Source organism: Paracoccus versutus (assembly GCF_000763885.1).
GTDB lineage: Bacteria > Pseudomonadota > Alphaproteobacteria > Rhodobacterales > Rhodobacteraceae > Paracoccus > Paracoccus versutus.
The window spans coordinates 1-14,969 of record NZ_JRKO01000090.1 but is presented as its reverse complement, the minus strand read 5'-3'; the positions used below and the strand labels follow the sequence as shown (position 1 = coordinate 14,969).

Genomic DNA, 14,969 nt, shown 5'->3' with positions numbered 1-14,969 from the left:
CGCCCAGGCCGCGCCCGAAAAGCCCACAAGCAAAAGCGCCGCACCGCAGGAAACAAACCGTCTTCCCATTCTCTTCCTCCCTGGCGCGAACATGGCCCCCAAACCCCAGCCGTCGCGCAAACCGGGGGCTGGAAGGGGCGCGCGCGCCCCTTATCGGTGACGGACCGCTCTTATGACGGCGGGTTGGCCGAGCTTTTCACCCGAGCATTGAAGCGCGCGATCTCGCGCGGCTCGGCAGCCTGCCCGGTATAGATTTCGACATAGGTGGGGATGCGCGCAAGCCGGGTATCCACCTCTTCCTGCGCCCGCATCGAGATATAGCCGATCTGGGTCAGGTAGATGGTGCGTGCCCGGACGTCGGCGCCCTGTTCCTGGTGGCCCCAGCGCATCAGCATCTCGCGCAGGGCCGACAGCCGGGTTTCGTCCGCGGCGGCGACGCGGGCGCCGACCTTGTCGTCCTGCAAGGCCCAGCTGCGCACGGCGAATTCCAGCTTGCTGTCGAAGATGCCGCAAAGAAAGCAGGCCAGCACGTTCAGCATCGCCTCGGCCGGGCTCTCGGCATATTCCTGCGTCGCGCGGACCAGCGGCGCGGTCGTCCTTTCCTCCCAGCCGTCGATCAGCGCGGTCAGCAGCGCCTCGCGATCCTCGAAGAACCAGTAGAAGCTGGTGCGGGACAGGTTCAGATGCTTGGCCAGGGGCTGGATCTTGACCGCGTCGATGCCGCCGTCGATCAGCGCCTGATAGCCGGTTTCAAGCCAGCCCTCGCGCGACCCGCGCCATCCAGTTTCAGCCGTTGCTGCACGATTTCTCATGTCCCAGCCCTAGCCCGCCCCGCGATTCGCTGCAAGAAAAAATGTCCTGGAATGATCCCGGCATGTTCATGTTTGATTTTTTAATTGACACAGATGAACATTACTTTGATCCTGAGATGCGACTCCCCACCTTTCACAGGCAGATCCGATGTCGAACGATCCCCTCCTGCAGCCCTATCGGCTGAAGCACCTGACGCTTCGCAACCGCATCATGATCACCAGCCACGAGCCGGCCTATCCCGAGGACGGCATGCCCAAGGACCGCTACCGCGCCTATCACGTCGAGCGCGCCAGGGCCGGCGTGGCGCTGACCATGACCGCGGGCTCGGCCTCGGTCGCGCGCGACAGCCCGCCGGTGTTCAACAACATCCTGGCCTGGAAGGACGAGGTGGTCGGCTGGATGAAGAGGCTGGCCGACGAATGCCACGACCACGGTTGCGCGGTGATGATCCAGCTGACCCACTTGGGCCGGCGTACGCGCTGGGACAAGGCCGACTGGCTGCCGGTGATCTCGCCGGGGCATGAGCGCGAGGCGGCCCACCGCGCCTTTCCCAAGAAGATGGAGGACTGGGACATCGAACGGGTCATCGGCGACTATGTCGATGCGGCCGAGCGGATGAAGGCGGCGGGGCTGGACGGGATCGAGATCCAGGCCTATGGCCACCTGATGGACCAGTTCTGGTCGCCGCTGACCAACGACCTGGACGGGCCCTATGGCGGCAGCCTGGACAACCGGCTGCGCTTTACCTTCGACGTGCTGCGCGGCATCCGCGAACGCTGCGGCGAGGATTTCATCCTGGGCGTGCGCTATACCGGCGACGAGGACCTGCCGGGCGGGCTGACCGCCGAGGACGGGATCGAGATCTCGCGCCGGCTCAAGGACAGCGGGCTCGTAGATTTCCTGAACGTGGTCAAGGGCCATATCGACACCGATGCGGGCATCACCGACACCATCCCGATCCAGGGCATGAGGAACGCCCCGCACCTGGAATTCGCGGGCGCCATCCGCAAGGCCACGAATTTCCCCACCTTCCACGCGGCCAAGATCCCCGACGTGCCGACCGCGCGCCATGCCATCGCCGCCGGGCTCTTGGACATGGTCGGCATGACGCGGGCGCATATGGCCGACCCGCACCTGGTCCGCAAGGTGATCGAGGGGCGCGAGGACGACATCCGCCCCTGCGTCGGCGCGAACTACTGCCTCGACCGCATCTACCAGGGCGGCATGGCCTTCTGCCTGCACAATGCCGCGACCGGGCGCGAAGAGACCATGCCCCACGCCATCCCCGCCGCGCCGGTCAAGAAGCGCATCACCATCGTCGGCGCCGGTCCGGGGGGCATGGAGGCCGCCCGCGTCGCCGCCGAGCGCGGGCACGAGGTGACGGTCTTCGAGGCCGCCGACCAGCCCGGCGGCCAGATCCGCCTGACCGCGCAGGACGAGCGCCGGCGCGAGATGATCTCGATCATCGCCTGGCGGCAGGCGATGTGCGACAAGCACGGCGTCCAGTTCCGCTTCAACACCTTCGCCGAGATGGAGGATGTGCTGGCCACCGAGCCGGACGAGGTCGTCATCGCCACCGGCGGCCTGCCGCATACCGAGGTGCTGGAGCAGGGCAACGATCTTGTCTGTTCCGCCTGGGACATCCTGTCGGGCGACGTGAAGCCGGGCCGCAACGTGCTGATCTTCGACGACGCGGGCGACCATGCGGCGCTGCAGGCCGCCGACCTGATCTCGGCCACCGGCGCCGCGGTCGAGATCGTGACCCCGGATCGCAGCTTCTCGCCCGAGGTGATGGCGATGAACCTGGTGCCCTATATGCGCAACCTGCAAAAGCGCGACACCACCTTCACCGTCACCTGGCGGCTCATGTCGGTGGCGCGCGAGGGCAACCAGTTGCGTGCGCGCCTGGGCAGCGACTACGGCGATTTCACCCGTGAGCGCATCGTCGACCAGGTCGTCGTCAACCATGGCACAAGGCCGCTGGACGACCTGTATTTCGAGCTGAAGCCGCTGGCCTCGAACCTGGGCGAGGTCGATTACGAGGCTCTGACCACCGGCGGGTTGCAAGAGGTGCGCAAGAACCCCGAGGGCCGCTTCCGCCTTTATCGCATCGGCGACGCGGTGGCGGCGCGCAACACCCATGCGGCGATCTACGACGCGCTGCGGCTGGTCAAGGATCTGTGAGGCACCCGGCCGCGACCGGCTTCGCGGCGCGGCCGGAAGATGGCGACAGCGACGGGGGATATCAGCATGGCACGAGCCCAAGCCCTGCGGGACTTTCGCGATCCGGCCCAACCGGCGATTCAGGCATCCGCATCGCTCTGCCGCATCGCCAGGGCGCTTGGGGCCGAGGGCCAGGCCGGCGTCGGCCCGGCGACGCTGCCGGCCCGCAGCTGGCTGGCGACCCGTTGCCAAGGCGGACCTCGCCGCCCTCCGGGCGCTGTCGCCGCTGCTGTGCTGGCGCCGGCGCAACGGCGCCCCCAACGCCAGCGCGAATGTCGCGGACAGCCCCGCCAATGCCATGCGGCTGCGCCCCGGCAGCATCGACGAGCGCCGCGGCCTGTGGCCGGGCCTCGGTCTGGTCGCCCCGCACACGCGCTATCCCGACCACCGGCACGCGCCCGAGGAGACCTACCCGGTCCTCTCGCCCGGCCAGTTCCGCAAGGACGGCTCGGGCCGGGTCCGGCCCGGCAGCGGCTTCTTCGTCCCCCCGAATGCCCCGCGCGCCCTGCGATCGGGCGGGCAGCCCCTGTTCGCGGTCCGGACCGGGTGACGTCGCAGGGCGGGCACGGTCCGGCGCCTTACTCGCCGCGCTCCTCAAGCCATTTGCGCATCATGGCGATCTCGGCCTCCTGGGCCTTGATGACCTCTTCGGCCAGCTTGCGCACCTCGGGGTCCGAGCCGTGCTCAAGCACGATCCTGGCCATGTCGATGGCGCCCTGGTGATGCGGGATCATGCCGCGCATGAAATCGACATCGGCATCGCCGGTATGCTCGATCATCATGTCGTCATGCATCCGCTCCATCGCCGCGACATAGGCCTGGGTCGCGGCGCCGTCGGCATCGGCGTGCATGTGATCGCCATGGGCGTCGCCATCCTGCGCAAGGGCAAGCCCGGCCGAGATCGCGAGGACGCCCGCGGCAAGGATCGGTGCCAGCCGGTTCATCCGACCCTCCTGCGGCCGCGTCGGGTGGGGGTGATGGCCTTGACGCGTGAAGTTCATGGGAAAACCCTCCTGCGTTGCGTTCCAGCCTACAGGAATAGGGCTTTCCACCCCCGGAAGGTCAAGGGCCGGCCGCAGGGATCTGCGGCGGGCAGGCCGGAAAACGGCTTGACAGAATCACACGCGAGAGCAAGCTTTCGTATCTGAAATATCGTATACGAAAATAAGACCCCGACGAACCCGAGCCTGTTGGGGAAGATGCAGCCGCCCATACGGGACAGAACCAAGCGGCGCCCTGTCCCGATCAATCGCCGCATGCAGGGAGAAAGAACGTGCAAAGACTACTCGCTTCCACCGTTTTGGCCGCCGGCTTCCTTGGCGGGGCCTGGTCGGCCTCGGCGCAGGATTGCGGCAACGTGACGCTTGCGCTCCACAACGTCCAAAGCGCCGAGCTGCTGACCTATGTCGACAAGTTCATCCTTGAGAACGGCTATGGCTGCAGCGTCGAGACCATCCCCGGCGACACCGTGCCCTCGACCACCTCGATGGTCGAGAAGGGCTCGCCCGACGTTTCGTCCGAGACCTGGGTGGACCTGCTGCCCGAAATCGTGCCGCGTGGGCTGGAGGAGGGCAAGATCGTCTATGGCGCGCCGGCCTTGCCCGACGGCGGCATCCAGGGCTGGTGGATTCCCAAGTACCTGGCCGATGCGCATCCCGACATCAAGACGGTCGAGGATGCCCTGGCCCATCCCGAGCTTTTCCCCGACCCGGAAAACCCCGACAGGGGCGTGATCTTCAACGGCGCCGAAGGCTGGGGCGCCACGGTCGTCACCGCGCAGCTGTTCAAGGCCTACGAGGCCGAAAGCAAGGGGTTCAACCTGATGCGGCCGGGCTCGGCCGCCGGCCTCGATGGCGCCATCGCCAGGGCCTATGAGCGGCAGGAGGGCTTCATCACCTATTACTGGGCGCCGACCGCGCTGCTGGGCAAATACGAGCTGGTGCTGCTGGAAGCCTCGCAGGAACACGATCCGGCCGAATGGAAGCGGTGCATCACCAGCCTCGACTGCCCCGACCCCAAGGTCACGGCCTGGCCGGTCGATACGGTGATGACGGTCTTGACCAAGGATTTCGCCGACCGCACCAGCCCCCAGATCCTAGACTATTTCAACACCCGCGGCTGGAGCAACGAAACCGTGGCCAAACTGATGGCCTGGCAGGCAGAGAGCCAGGCCATGGGCGAGGATGGCGCGATCCACTTCCTTGAGGAAAACAAGGACATGTGGACGAAATGGGTGCCGGCCGAGGTCGCGGAAAAGATCGAAGCCGCGCTTTGATCGCCCCCGCCGCCCGACCGCCCCGCGTGGCCCGGCGGATCGGGGGCCGCGAATGAAAACCCTCGGTTCGCCCGGACATTCCTCGGGCGAACCGAACCCTCTCTGTCCCAACCCATCCCGACACAATTGCCTCAGGAGAAACAGGAATGGCGTTCAAGCGAATGATCCATGCCGTCGATACGCATGCCGGAACGCCGATGCGGGTGATTACCGGGGGCGTTCCGCATATCCCCGGAAACTCGGTCTACGAGAAGATGAAATGGCTGGAGGCCAACGACGACCAGCTGCGCAAGCTGATGCTGCGCGAGCCGCGCGGCTATTCGGCGCATTGCTGCAACATCATCGTGCCGCCCTCGCATCCCCAGGCGGATGCCGGATACATCATCATGGAGCAGATCGAATATCCGGTCATGTCCGGCGGCAACACCATCTCGGTCGTCACGGTGCTGCTGGAAATGGGCCTGCTGCCGATGAAGGAGCCCATGACCGAACTGGTGCTGGAGGCGCCTGCGGGGCTGATCCGGGTCCGCGCCGAATGCGCGGGCGGCAAGGTCAAGAGCGTGACCTTCCGCAACGTGCCGGCCTTCGCCGCCCATCTGGACGCCGAGATCGAGGTGCCGCATCTGGGCAAGGTCCGCGTCGATGTCGGCTGGGGCGGCATGTTCTATGCCATTGCCGATGTCCGGCAGTTTCCCGGCCTCGAGCTCATCCCCCAGCATGGCCGCGAGATCGCCCGCATCTCGGCCATGATCCGGCAGGCGGCGATCGAGCAGCTTCCGGTCGAGCATCCCGATTATCCGGGCGTGGGCATCACCATCTCGCAGCTTTCCGGGCCGACGGACGATCCGAACGCGGATTGGAGGAACGCCGTCACCATGGCCTCGGGGGATTTCTCCTGGGACAATCCCGCGACCTGGACCGGCGCGCTGGACCGCTGCCCCTGCGGCACCGGCACCTGCGCCAAGATGGCGGTGCTGCATGCCAAGGGCGAGTTGCCGCTGGACCAGAGCTTCCGCCACCAGAGCATCCTGGGCAATGTCTATACCGGGCGGCTGGTCGAGGAGACCGAGATCGCGGGCCGGCGCGCCGTCGTGCCGGAAATCTCGGGGACCAGCTGGATCTACGGGCTCAACACGCTGGTGCTGGATCATGACGATCCCTTCACCGAAGGCTTCACCGTTGGCGATACCTGGGCATAGCTCCGGCCGCCGCGGAGGGCTCGATGCCCTTCGTCATTCGAGAGCGTCCATGGAGTGCAAGGAAAGAAGTAATATCAAGTTCTTGCACTATAAAACCTCGAAACTCCTGCAATCGAGGGACCGATGCCCGGGTCCGCAAAGCTGCGGCATGGCGACGGTTCAGCCGACCGTGTCCGCTTCGGCCGGCGGGTTCATATGCATGTCCCGGAACAGGCGCGGGGTGATGCCGAAGCGGCGCTCGAAGGCTTGCGCGAACCGCGGGGCCGGGGACAGGCCGACCTGCGCGGCGACGGTCTTCAGCGGCAGCCCGCGGGACAGGAGCAGGCGCGCGGCATCCAGCCGGGCGGTCTCGACGAAGCGGGCCGGGGTCTCGCCCGTCGCCGCGGTGAACTTGCGGTGGAAGCTGCGCTCGGACAGCCCGGCGCGGGCGGCCAGCGACGGCACGTCCAGGGGCGCGTCGAGGTTCGCCTGCATCCAGCCGATCAGATCCCCGAACGGGTTGTCGCCCCGCGCCTGGGCCCTGAGAAGGGGGCTGAACTGCGACTGGTAGCCGGGCCGCCGGGCATAGAGGACCAGCCGCTTGGCCACCTCGCCGGCGATCCCCGCGTCGAGGTCATGCGCCACCATCGCCAGCGCCATGTCGATGCCCGTCGTCACCCCCGCCGAGGTCCAGAGCCTGCCTTCGGCCCGGTAAAGCGCCTCGGGTTCGACCGCGACCCTGGGAAAGGCCCGCGCGAAGGCTTCGCAGGCGTCCCAATGCGTGGCGACCCGGTGCCCGTCGAGCAGTCCTGACGCGGCCAGGACGAAGCCGCCGGTGCAGACCGAGCCGAAGCGCCCGGCCTCTGCCGTCAGCCGCGGAAGCATGGAGCGCAGGACGGGGTCGGCCATCGCCTGCAGCAGGGGCTCCCGTTCGGCGCCCACCACCAGCACGGTCCCGGCTTTCCCCGGCAGTTCGGCGATGGGGCGGGTTTCCAGGGCGATGCCGCTGCTGCTGTCGACGGCCCCGCCCTGGGCCGACAGGGGCACGACCTTGTAGAATGCCGGCCTGCCGCGTTGGCCCAGGGCGCGATTGGCGCCGTTGAAGACCGATGCCGGCCCCGAGATGTCCAGCAGTTCGAAACCCGGATAGAGGATGAAGGCGACCTGGTGCATTGGCCGAAAATACGGCATTTCTGTCATTTCTGCCAGAGGCGCATCTTGCTATCCTTGCCCTATCGCCGAAAGCTGACCGCCACCGCGCAGGAAGGAGCAACCGGCATGAGCGACCTGCAGCCTGACCGCCCGGCACGGCCCAGCAAGCCGATGAAACCTCGCCTCGTCCTGGGGGCCATCCTGGGACTGGCCGCTCTCTCGACGGCGGGCTTCGGCCTCTGGATCGCCTCGCTGCCGCCCGCATCCGTGGCCCTGGCCCCGCCGGTGCCGCAAGCAGAGACCGACGCCCTGCTCGCGGCGCTGAAGCCGAAGCGCCCCCGTCCCCTGATCGCCATCGTCGGGATCAACGATGCGACCGAGACCACCGACTACCTGCTGCCCCATGGCATCCTGAAGCGCGCCGATGTGGCCGAGGTGGTCTCGATTGCCACCGGCCCCGGCCCGGTGCGGCTGTTTCCCGCGCTGACCGTGCAGCCCGACATGACCATCGCGGACTTCGACGCCTCGTATCCCGAGGGCGCGGATCACGTGATCGTCCCCGCCATGAGCCGCGACGACGACCCCGTGGTGACGGACTGGCTGCGGGATCAGGCGAGGAAGGGCGCGGTGATCGTCGGCATCTGCGCCGGCGCCAAGGTCCTGGCCGCCGCCGGATTGCTGAAGGGCAAGCGCGCGGTGACGCATTGGTACTATCTGGACCGGCTGCGGAAGATCGACCCGACCATCGCCCATGCCCCCGACCGGCGGATGGTCGCGGATGGCGGCGTGGTGACGACGACCGGCATCACCGCCTCGATGCCGATGATGCTGACCCTGGTCGAGGCCATCGCCGGCCGGCCCAGGGCGGAAGCCGTCGCCCGCGATCTCGGCATCGCCCGATGGGACGCACGCCATGCCAGCGGCGCCTTCGCGCTGAGCCGGCCTTTCGCGGTGACAGTTCTGGCCAACCGGCTGGCTTTCTGGAACCATGAGGAGTTGGGCATCGCCCTTGCACCGGGCATGGACGAGGTCTCGCTGGCGTTGGCAGCCGATGCCTGGTCGCGGACCTATCGGTCGACGGTGACGGCATATGCCCCGAGCGGCACGGTCGAGACCCGGAACGGCATCCGCCTCATCCCCGACCGGCAGGGCACGGACGGACCGGAAGCGCGGCGTGTCCCCATCTTTCCCGAGAGCCCGCCCGCCGAGGCCCTCGACCGGACCCTTGCCGCGATCGCCGCGCGTTACGGTGCAGGCACCGCCGACGCGGTGGCCATGCAACTGGAATATCCAAGGTAGACACCGGAGGACACCATGCCCAGCACCATCCGACTGCACCGCGTCATCGCGGCCAGGCCCGAGAAGCTCTACCGCGCCTTCCTCGAGCCCGACGCGGTGGCAAGCTGGCTGCCGCCCTGGGGCTTTCTCTGCACCGTCCACGAACTGGAGGCGAAGGTCGGCGGCCGCTACCGGATGTCGTTTCGCAACTTCACCACCGGCCAGAGCCATTCCTTTGGCGGCACCTATCTGGAACTGATCCCCGGCCAGCGCCTCGTCTATACCGACGGGTTCGACGACCCCAACCTGCCGGGCGAGATGAAGGTCACGGTGGACCTGAAACAGGTCTCCGTCGGCACCGAGATCACCATCGAGCAGCAGGGCGTGCCGGACGTGATCCCCGCCGAGGCCTGCTATCTCGGCTGGCAGGATTCGCTGCGCAAGCTGGCGAAGCTGGTCGAGCCCGAAATCAACCATTAGGCGCGGGCCGCCCGGCCCGGCGATCCCATCACGCGGAGCCTTCCGATGACCCCCACCATCACCGCCTTCGCGCAATCCCCCGACCGTGGCCAGGGGCTGGCGCGCGACATGCGCGTCCGCTGGGCGCTGGAGGAGGTCGGCCAGCCCTACCACACCCGGCTGGTGTCCTTTGACGAGATGAAGCGGCCCGCGCATCTGGCGCTGCATCCGTTCAGGCAGATCCCGACCTATGAGGAAGGCGATCTGGCCCTGTTCGAGTCGGGCGCGATCGTGCTGCACATCGCCGGCCGCCATGCGGGCCTGCTGCCAGAGGAGGCGAATGCGCGGGCGCGGGCGATCATGTGGATCTTTGCCGCGCTCAACACCATGGAGCCGCCCATCGTCGAGCACGAACAGGCGCGTTACCACGAACACGACAAGCCCTGGCACCGGGCCCGCCTTCCCCTGCTGGAAAAACGCATCCATGGCCGGCTGGAACAACTGTCCAACCGGCTCGGCGATGCCGACTGGCTTGACGGCGCCTTCAGCGCCGGCGACCTGCTGATGGTGACGGTGCTGCGCAGGCTGGAGGGCAGCGGCATGCTGGACGCATTTCCGAACCTCTGCGCCTATATCGCGCGCGGCAAGGCGCGTCCCGCCTATCAGCGCGCCTTCGACGCGCAGCGGGCGGTGTTCACGGCGTCGAATGGCTGAGCAGGGACCGCTTGCGGCAGGATCACGGCGGGCTGAACCAACGGCCAGGGAGGATATGCAGCATGGCGAAATTCGTCTTCGGAATGAACCTGTCGCTGGACGGCTATGTCGATCACGACGCCTTCGCGCCCGATCCGGTGCTGTTTCACCATTGGACCGGGCAGGTGCGCGGCCTGGCCGGCAGCCTCTACGGCCGCCGCATCTACGAGGTGATGCGCTGTTGGGACGAGGACCATCCCGAATGGACCCCGGCGGAACGCGACTTCGCGGCAGCCTGGCGGCGCCAGCCGAAATGGGTGGTCTCGCGCTCGCTGACCTCGGTCGGCCCCAATGCGACGCTGGTTGCGGATGACATCGAGGCGCGGATCCGCCGCCTCAAGGCGGAACGCGTCGGAGAGATCGACGTCGCCGGGCCGGAGCTGGCGCAAAGCCTGGACGAGTGGGGGCTGATCGACGAATATCGGCTCTACGTCCACTCGGTCGTGCTGGGCCGCGGCAAGCCGTTCTTCGCCGGCCCCCGGCCACCGCTGCGCCTTGTCGCCAGCGACCGCATCGGCGGAGAGGTGATCCGGCTGACATGCGCGCCCGCCTAGCGCGGCGGGGGTTGCCCCGGCCGGACACGCGTGCGTCGCCGGTCCGTGCCGGCGGAGCTATCTTGCCGCGATGGCGGCGCCTTGCGCCAGCCTGACGGGGGCGGGGCTGCTCTATTGGCCCGAGGCGACGCCGCCCTGGCCCGCCACCCGCTTCGGGCCGCTGCGGCCGGCCCATGCCACCGGCATTCTCTTCGGCTTTGGCGGCAATGCGCTGATCCCGGCCTTGTTCCATGTCGTCCAGCGCAACGCGCGCGCGCGGCTGCCGGGGCCCCTGGGTGCTGCTGCTGGGCTACAACCTGTTCTGCTGCCGGGCGGTCACGGGCTGTCTGACGGGCGCAACCCACGCTGAACGGCGTCGGGCACAAGGTGCGCGACGACGCCACGCTGCGTTTCATGTTCGTCGCGGCGGCGTTCTACGGGCTCTTGGCCTTCGAGGGCTTGTTCCTGGCCATCCGGCCGGTCAACGCGCTGTCGCGTTGCACCGACTGGACTGTGGGACACGTCCATTCCGGCACGCTTGGCTGGCTGGCGATGATCGTCTTCGGCTCGCTTTATACGCTGGTGCCCCATCTGGCCGGGCAGGACAGGATGCGCTGGCCGCGGGCGGTCGAGCGGCATTTCCGACTGGGGGTGCCGGCGACGCTGGTCCATGTCGTCGCCATGTGGAACGCGTGCGTCCCCCAGGGGCTGATGTGGCGCACCATGACGCAGGTGGCGTGCGGTCCCACGGCTTCCTGCAATCGGTGATGGCGATGGCGCCCTATGACCTGCTGCGCACCTTCGGCGGCGCGCTGTTCCTGCTTGGGGCGCTGATCTGCGTGGCCAATATCCTCACCACCTTCCGCCAGCGCCGCGCGCGGGAGGAAGTGCAGGACCGGCCCATCCACGCGACCATGGCGGCGGAGGAGCGCGATGCTGAGGCTGCATTGCAACCTGGAAAGCTGTCCATGGGGCTGGTGGCGGGGATCATCGTCGCGGCCTCGACCGGCGGCATCGTCGAGATCGCGCCGCTTTTCACCATCCAGCGCACGGTCGAGATCCCCGCGGATCTGCGCCGCTGACGCCGCTGGAACTGGGGCGCGAGATCCACATGCGCGAGGGCTGCCATTGCCTGCCACAGCCAGATGATCCGCACCCCGGCCGATGAGATCGACCGCCACGGCCCCTATTCGGTCGCGGGCGAAAGCGCCTGGGATTGCCCGATGCCGTGGGGCTCCAAGCGCACGGGGCCGGACATCGCCCGGCTGGGGGGCAAGTATTCCGACGACTGGCGCGTCGCGCGCGCGAGGTGGTGCCGGCCTCGATCATGCCGGCCTGTCCCTGGCTGATGCGGCCGCTGGAGATCGCCGTGCTGGCGCGGCTCGGCGTGCCCTATGACGACGGGATGGTCGCCCATGCCGCCCGCGACGCCGCCGGGCGGGCCATGCCCGACGGCGTCGCGGCGGGTTTTGCGCAACGCCACGGCGACCGGCCGCCCATCCGCGCCTTCGACGGCGATCCGGGGCGGCTGACGGAGATGGATGCGCTGCTCGCCTATCTGCAATCCCTGGGCCGGCTGACCGGGGTCGCCAGCGGGAAGGACGGGTGATGGCGCTGCATGATTTCCTGGTCCTGATGGCCAAGACCTTCGGGCTTTTTGGATGATGGGTTTCTTCGGCGTGGCTTTGTGGCTGGCCTGGCGCCCCTCGGCGCGGCAGGGGGCCGGGGATGAGCGGCAAGCAAGAGATCGACCCCGTCACCGGCCACGAAACCACCGGCCATGACTGGAACGGCATCAAGGAGCTGAACACGCCCTTTCCGCGCATCGTGATCTGGGCGTCGGCGCTGAGTTTCGCCTATTCGGTCGTCGCCTGGGTGCTGCTGCCCGCCTGGCCCCTGGGCCGCGACTATACCCGCGGCCTACTGGGCATCGACCAAGGCCACCGAGACCGAGGCCGGCCATGCCCGCATGACCGCCCTGTGCGCGGGCTGGAAGGACCGCTTCGCCACGGGCGATTTCAAGGCGCTGGCGGCGGATGCCGGTCTGATGACCGTGGCCCGCCCGGCGCCAGCGCGGCTCTTTGCCGACAATTGCGCCGCCTGCCACGGCGCCCAGGGGCAGGGCAGGGACGGCCATGGCGGCACGGGTTTCCCGGCGCTGGACGACGGCGACTGGCTGCGGTCCACGGAGCCCGCCGATATTGCCCAGCTGATCTGCGTCGGCGTCAACAACAACCACCCCGAGACGAATAGCGTCCAGATCATGGGTTTCGGCCGCGACGAGATGCTGTCGCGCGCAGAGATCGAGCAGCTGGTGCCCTATGTCATCGCCTTCGACGGCACCGCCGATCCCGACATCCCCGCCGCGACGCTGTTCGCCGACAACTGCGCCTCGTGCCATGGCGAGCGGGGCGAGGGCGGCATGGGCCTCGGTGCGCCCTCATAGGCCGACGAGCAATGGATCTATGGCGGCACGCACGCCGCGATCCGCGCCACGCTGATGAACGGCCGCGCCGGGGTCTTGCCGGCATGGGAAGGCCGGCTGACCGAGGTCGAGCGCAACCTGCTGGCGCTTTACGTCGCCGGCCTGCCGGGGGCGCAAAGGCGGCTGGCGATCTGTGCCGCGGCCGTGGCGCTGCTGGTCTTTGCCGCCGCCAATGTCCATCTGGTCGCCGTGGCCTTTCGCTCGCAGCCCGGATGCGCCGCGATCTCGCCCGACCGGCACAACTGTTAGGGGCGTTAATGCTGGAACCCCTTCCCATGCGACGCGCGTCCCCGCGGCCCCAGGACGTCCTAGTCCGCAACCTGTCCGCGCGGGTGGCGCTGGACTGCCTTGCGGCGGGCTGGCGCGATTTCCGCCGCAACCCCCTGGCCAACCTTGGGGTAGCGCTGTTCCTGCTTTCGGTCGCGGCGGTCTGGGCCCTGTGGCACTTCGGCTTGATATACCTGGTGTTGCCCGCGCTGGCGGGCGCATGATCCTGGGGCCTGTCCTGGCCATCGGGCTTTCGCGCGCTGGCACGGGGCGAAGGCGCGTATCTGGCCGACATGCGCCATTCCCGCGCCGCTGCGGGCGCGCAGCTTGCCTATGCGGGACTGCTTCTGTGCCTGCTGCTGTTCTGGCTGCCGCACGGCGGACCTGCTTTACGCGCTGTTCTTCGGGCTGCGATCCTATCCGGGGGCGGGCGAGGCGCTGGCCGACACCTTCACCACCCTGCGCGGCTGGATGCTGCTGCTGACCGGCAGACTGGTCGGTGGGCTGTTCGCAGGCTTTGCTTTCGCCATCAGCCTTTATGCCCTGCCGATGCTGATGTCCGAGCGACGCGATGCGCTGACCGCGCCGGGGTTCAGCTTTGCGATGCTGGCGCGCAATCCCGGCCCCTCGCTGGCCTGGGGCGCGATCGTCACGCAGGGCATCGCGCACAGCGTCGCGACCGGGCTTCTGGAGCTGATCCTGATCTTGTCCCGGGCCACGGCACCTGGCACCTGTTCCGTGCCATCCTGGGGGATCGGGCATGAGCCTGGCCCTGCTGATCCCGCTTTCGCTGGCCATGGGCCTTTCGGGGCTTGCGGCTTTCCTGTGGGCGCTGCGCAACCGCGAGTTCAAGGGTCTGGATGGGGCGGCATGGCGCGTCCTGATGACCGGCGACGAGGGGGAAGGCGGGCACGGCGCCCCTGCGGCCGAAGCTGAGCAAGCCGAGCGGATCGAGATTGCCGACGGCCGCTTCGTCGTCGGCGCGGACCTGCTTGCCACGGCTTTCGGCAGCCGGCCGAGGCCACCCAAGCCCTGATGCGCGACGGCGGCACCACCAGCTGCACCGAGCGCGGCGAAGGCAGCGACATCGGCCTGCACCGCCTGACCTTCCATCACGACGGCCACATCTTCAGGATCGTCATCGATGCCGAGGACCGCATCGCGAAGCGCCTGCGCTTCGTCATGCCCGCCCGCAAGCCCGCGGCCGGGAACGGGAGATAAAGTGCCTCTGGCAGAGAATTTTGCGTGTCGGCCATCGCGTTTCCGGTCGCGATCCGCCGGAAAGGTTGATTATTTTGAGGTATATTAATACAGGAAAACAATATATTGAGATGAATATCTTCAGTCATTTCGAGGAATTTTCATCCTCGTCTATCGGCGATCCCGACTGTCAGCCGTGTCTGGTCCTCCTCGACTGGAAAGACAAGGCGCGCGCATCGCCGGCACCGTCGGCCTGCCGCTGCCCGGCACCGAGATCGTCGTCACCGACCCCGAGACCGGCGTGGAACTGCCGCGGGGCGAGATCGGCATGATCGAGGTGCGCGGCCCGAACG

Annotated in this window: 20 protein-coding genes and 4 pseudogenes; 20 read left to right on the top strand and 4 right to left on the bottom strand. The window is 67.9% G+C overall.

Annotated features, from left to right (window positions below; genetic code table 11):
* Positions 1-170 precede the first annotated feature (170 nt).
* Positions 171-812: a TetR/AcrR family transcriptional regulator gene (locus IT40_RS24570; RefSeq protein ID WP_036760664.1), complete on the bottom strand. Its 642-nt coding sequence runs from the start codon at positions 810-812 to the stop codon at positions 171-173.
* A gap of 148 nt (positions 813-960) precedes the next feature.
* On the opposite strand from IT40_RS24570, the gene hpbA reads away from it, so the two are divergent.
* Both hpbA and IT40_RS28095 read left to right on the top strand, forming a co-directional pair.
* Positions 961-2,997: an N-methyl-L-proline N-demethylase HpbA gene (gene hpbA / locus IT40_RS24565; RefSeq protein WP_036760662.1), complete on the top strand. Its 2,037-nt coding sequence runs from the start codon at positions 961-963 to the stop codon at positions 2,995-2,997.
* Complete coding sequence (locus tag IT40_RS28095) at positions 2,954-3,586, top strand: dimethylsulfonioproprionate lyase family protein (RefSeq protein ID WP_084197440.1); 633 nt, start codon at positions 2,954-2,956, stop codon at positions 3,584-3,586. Before hpbA ends, IT40_RS28095 begins: the two co-directional genes overlap by 44 nt.
* Positions 3,587-3,614: 28 nt before the next feature.
* Here IT40_RS28095 and copM read toward each other — a convergent pair whose 3' ends face one another.
* Complete coding sequence (copM, locus tag IT40_RS24555) at positions 3,615-3,980, bottom strand: CopM family metallochaperone (RefSeq protein ID WP_036760661.1); 366 nt, start codon at positions 3,978-3,980, stop codon at positions 3,615-3,617.
* 329 nt (positions 3,981-4,309) lie between these two features.
* Here copM and IT40_RS24550 point away from each other — a divergent pair, with 329 nt between their 5' ends.
* On the top strand, positions 4,310-5,311 hold the full coding sequence (locus tag IT40_RS24550) for a glycine betaine ABC transporter substrate-binding protein (protein ID WP_036760660.1): 1,002 nt from the start codon (positions 4,310-4,312) through the stop codon (positions 5,309-5,311).
* A 146-nt stretch (positions 5,312-5,457) separates the two neighbouring features.
* Positions 5,458-6,510 carry a proline racemase family protein gene (locus IT40_RS24545; RefSeq protein ID WP_036760659.1) on the top strand — a complete coding sequence of 351 codons (1,053 nt, stop codon included), beginning with the start codon at positions 5,458-5,460 and terminating at the stop codon, positions 6,508-6,510.
* 159 nt (positions 6,511-6,669) lie between these two features.
* Here IT40_RS24545 and IT40_RS24540 read toward each other — a convergent pair whose 3' ends face one another.
* The gene (locus IT40_RS24540) at positions 6,670-7,680 is read right to left on the bottom strand and encodes a GlxA family transcriptional regulator (protein ID WP_036760657.1); all 1,011 of its coding nucleotides are present in this window, start codon (positions 7,678-7,680) and stop codon (positions 6,670-6,672) included.
* 87 nt (positions 7,681-7,767) lie between these two features.
* On the opposite strand from IT40_RS24540, the gene IT40_RS24535 reads away from it, so the two are divergent.
* The 13 genes and pseudogenes from IT40_RS24535 to IT40_RS30985 all read left to right on the top strand — a co-directional run.
* Positions 7,768-8,940, top strand: coding sequence for a DJ-1/PfpI family protein (locus IT40_RS24535; protein WP_243700330.1), 1,173 nt, complete (start codon positions 7,768-7,770; stop codon positions 8,938-8,940).
* A gap of 15 nt (positions 8,941-8,955) precedes the next feature.
* Complete coding sequence (locus tag IT40_RS24530; protein WP_036760654.1) at positions 8,956-9,399, top strand: SRPBCC family protein; 444 nt, start codon at positions 8,956-8,958, stop codon at positions 9,397-9,399.
* 45 nt (positions 9,400-9,444) lie between these two features.
* Complete coding sequence (locus tag IT40_RS24525) at positions 9,445-10,092, top strand: glutathione S-transferase family protein (RefSeq protein WP_036760653.1); 648 nt, start codon at positions 9,445-9,447, stop codon at positions 10,090-10,092.
* A gap of 62 nt (positions 10,093-10,154) precedes the next feature.
* Positions 10,155-10,685, top strand: coding sequence for a dihydrofolate reductase family protein (locus IT40_RS24520; protein WP_036760652.1), 531 nt, complete (start codon positions 10,155-10,157; stop codon positions 10,683-10,685).
* A gap of 70 nt (positions 10,686-10,755) precedes the next feature.
* Positions 10,756-11,034: a hypothetical protein gene (locus IT40_RS30345; protein ID WP_036760651.1), complete on the top strand. Its 279-nt coding sequence runs from the start codon at positions 10,756-10,758 to the stop codon at positions 11,032-11,034.
* A gap of 17 nt (positions 11,035-11,051) precedes the next feature.
* Complete coding sequence (locus IT40_RS30340; protein ID WP_036760649.1) at positions 11,052-11,432, top strand: cbb3-type cytochrome c oxidase subunit I; 381 nt, start codon at positions 11,052-11,054, stop codon at positions 11,430-11,432.
* Positions 11,402-11,746, top strand: coding sequence for a hypothetical protein (locus tag IT40_RS30705; protein WP_338117892.1), 345 nt, complete (start codon positions 11,402-11,404; stop codon positions 11,744-11,746). Before IT40_RS30340 ends, IT40_RS30705 begins: the two co-directional genes overlap by 31 nt.
* 63 nt (positions 11,747-11,809) lie before the next feature.
* Positions 11,810-12,273: pseudogene (locus tag IT40_RS24505) on the top strand (cbb3-type cytochrome c oxidase subunit II).
* 119 nt (positions 12,274-12,392) lie between these two features.
* Positions 12,393-12,554: pseudogene (locus tag IT40_RS30990) on the top strand (cbb3-type cytochrome c oxidase N-terminal domain-containing protein); the annotation flags it as partial.
* A gap of 79 nt (positions 12,555-12,633) precedes the next feature.
* A complete protein-coding gene (locus IT40_RS30335; RefSeq protein ID WP_052096297.1) occupies positions 12,634-13,110 on the top strand; it encodes a c-type cytochrome in 477 nt (158 codons plus the stop codon).
* A gap of 54 nt (positions 13,111-13,164) precedes the next feature.
* Entirely contained in the window at positions 13,165-13,398 is a 234-nt protein-coding gene (locus tag IT40_RS27080; RefSeq protein WP_052096295.1) for a hypothetical protein, read from the top strand.
* A gap of 26 nt (positions 13,399-13,424) precedes the next feature.
* On the top strand, positions 13,425-13,640 hold the full coding sequence (locus tag IT40_RS27075; RefSeq protein ID WP_147307346.1) for a DUF2189 domain-containing protein: 216 nt from the start codon (positions 13,425-13,427) through the stop codon (positions 13,638-13,640).
* A 109-nt stretch (positions 13,641-13,749) separates the two neighbouring features.
* Positions 13,750-13,914: pseudogene (locus IT40_RS30985) on the top strand (hypothetical protein); the annotation flags it as partial.
* Between the two features lie 38 nt (positions 13,915-13,952).
* Here IT40_RS30985 and IT40_RS29395 read toward each other — a convergent pair.
* A complete protein-coding gene (locus tag IT40_RS29395; RefSeq protein WP_052096291.1) occupies positions 13,953-14,135 on the bottom strand; it encodes a hypothetical protein in 183 nt (60 codons plus the stop codon).
* Positions 14,136-14,176: 41 nt separating this feature from the next.
* Here IT40_RS29395 and ccoS point away from each other — a divergent pair, with 41 nt between their 5' ends.
* The 3 genes and pseudogenes from ccoS to IT40_RS30595 all read left to right on the top strand — a co-directional run.
* Positions 14,177-14,452 carry a cbb3-type cytochrome oxidase assembly protein CcoS gene (gene ccoS / locus IT40_RS30700; RefSeq protein ID WP_036760647.1) on the top strand — a complete coding sequence of 92 codons (276 nt, stop codon included), beginning with the start codon at positions 14,177-14,179 and terminating at the stop codon, positions 14,450-14,452.
* Positions 14,452-14,637: a DUF6522 family protein gene (locus IT40_RS24485; RefSeq protein WP_036760646.1), complete on the top strand. Its 186-nt coding sequence runs from the start codon at positions 14,452-14,454 to the stop codon at positions 14,635-14,637. Before ccoS ends, IT40_RS24485 begins: the two co-directional genes overlap by 1 nt.
* 205 nt (positions 14,638-14,842) lie before the next feature.
* Positions 14,843-14,969 (top strand): annotated as a pseudogene (locus IT40_RS30595) (AMP-binding protein); the annotation flags it as partial.

What these genes read in the sequence shown, in the direction of transcription:
- IT40_RS24570 (WP_036760664.1), bottom strand. Translation starts at nt 812, where the DNA reads ATGAGAAATCGTGCAGCAACGGCTGAAACTGGATGGCGCGGGTCGCGC.
- hpbA (WP_036760662.1), top strand. Translation starts at nt 961, where the DNA reads ATGTCGAACGATCCCCTCCTGCAGCCCTATCGGCTGAAGCACCTGACG.
- IT40_RS28095 (WP_084197440.1), top strand. Translation starts at nt 2,954, where the DNA reads ATGCGGCGATCTACGACGCGCTGCGGCTGGTCAAGGATCTGTGAGGCA.
- copM (WP_036760661.1), bottom strand. Translation starts at nt 3,980, where the DNA reads ATGAACCGGCTGGCACCGATCCTTGCCGCGGGCGTCCTCGCGATCTCG.
- IT40_RS24545 (WP_036760659.1), top strand. Translation starts at nt 5,458, where the DNA reads ATGGCGTTCAAGCGAATGATCCATGCCGTCGATACGCATGCCGGAACG.
- IT40_RS24540 (WP_036760657.1), bottom strand. Translation starts at nt 7,680, where the DNA reads ATGCCGTATTTTCGGCCAATGCACCAGGTCGCCTTCATCCTCTATCCG.
- IT40_RS24535 (WP_243700330.1), top strand. Translation starts at nt 7,768, where the DNA reads ATGAGCGACCTGCAGCCTGACCGCCCGGCACGGCCCAGCAAGCCGATG.
- IT40_RS24530 (WP_036760654.1), top strand. Translation starts at nt 8,956, where the DNA reads ATGCCCAGCACCATCCGACTGCACCGCGTCATCGCGGCCAGGCCCGAG.
- IT40_RS24525 (WP_036760653.1), top strand. Translation starts at nt 9,445, where the DNA reads ATGACCCCCACCATCACCGCCTTCGCGCAATCCCCCGACCGTGGCCAG.
- IT40_RS24520 (WP_036760652.1), top strand. Translation starts at nt 10,155, where the DNA reads ATGGCGAAATTCGTCTTCGGAATGAACCTGTCGCTGGACGGCTATGTC.
- IT40_RS30345 (WP_036760651.1), top strand. Translation starts at nt 10,756, where the DNA reads ATGGCGGCGCCTTGCGCCAGCCTGACGGGGGCGGGGCTGCTCTATTGG.
- IT40_RS30335 (WP_052096297.1), top strand. Translation starts at nt 12,634, where the DNA reads ATGACCGCCCTGTGCGCGGGCTGGAAGGACCGCTTCGCCACGGGCGAT.
- IT40_RS27080 (WP_052096295.1), top strand. Translation starts at nt 13,165, where the DNA reads ATGAACGGCCGCGCCGGGGTCTTGCCGGCATGGGAAGGCCGGCTGACC.
- IT40_RS27075 (WP_147307346.1), top strand. Translation starts at nt 13,425, where the DNA reads ATGCGACGCGCGTCCCCGCGGCCCCAGGACGTCCTAGTCCGCAACCTG.
- ccoS (WP_036760647.1), top strand. Translation starts at nt 14,177, where the DNA reads ATGAGCCTGGCCCTGCTGATCCCGCTTTCGCTGGCCATGGGCCTTTCG.
- IT40_RS24485 (WP_036760646.1), top strand. Translation starts at nt 14,452, where the DNA reads ATGCGCGACGGCGGCACCACCAGCTGCACCGAGCGCGGCGAAGGCAGC.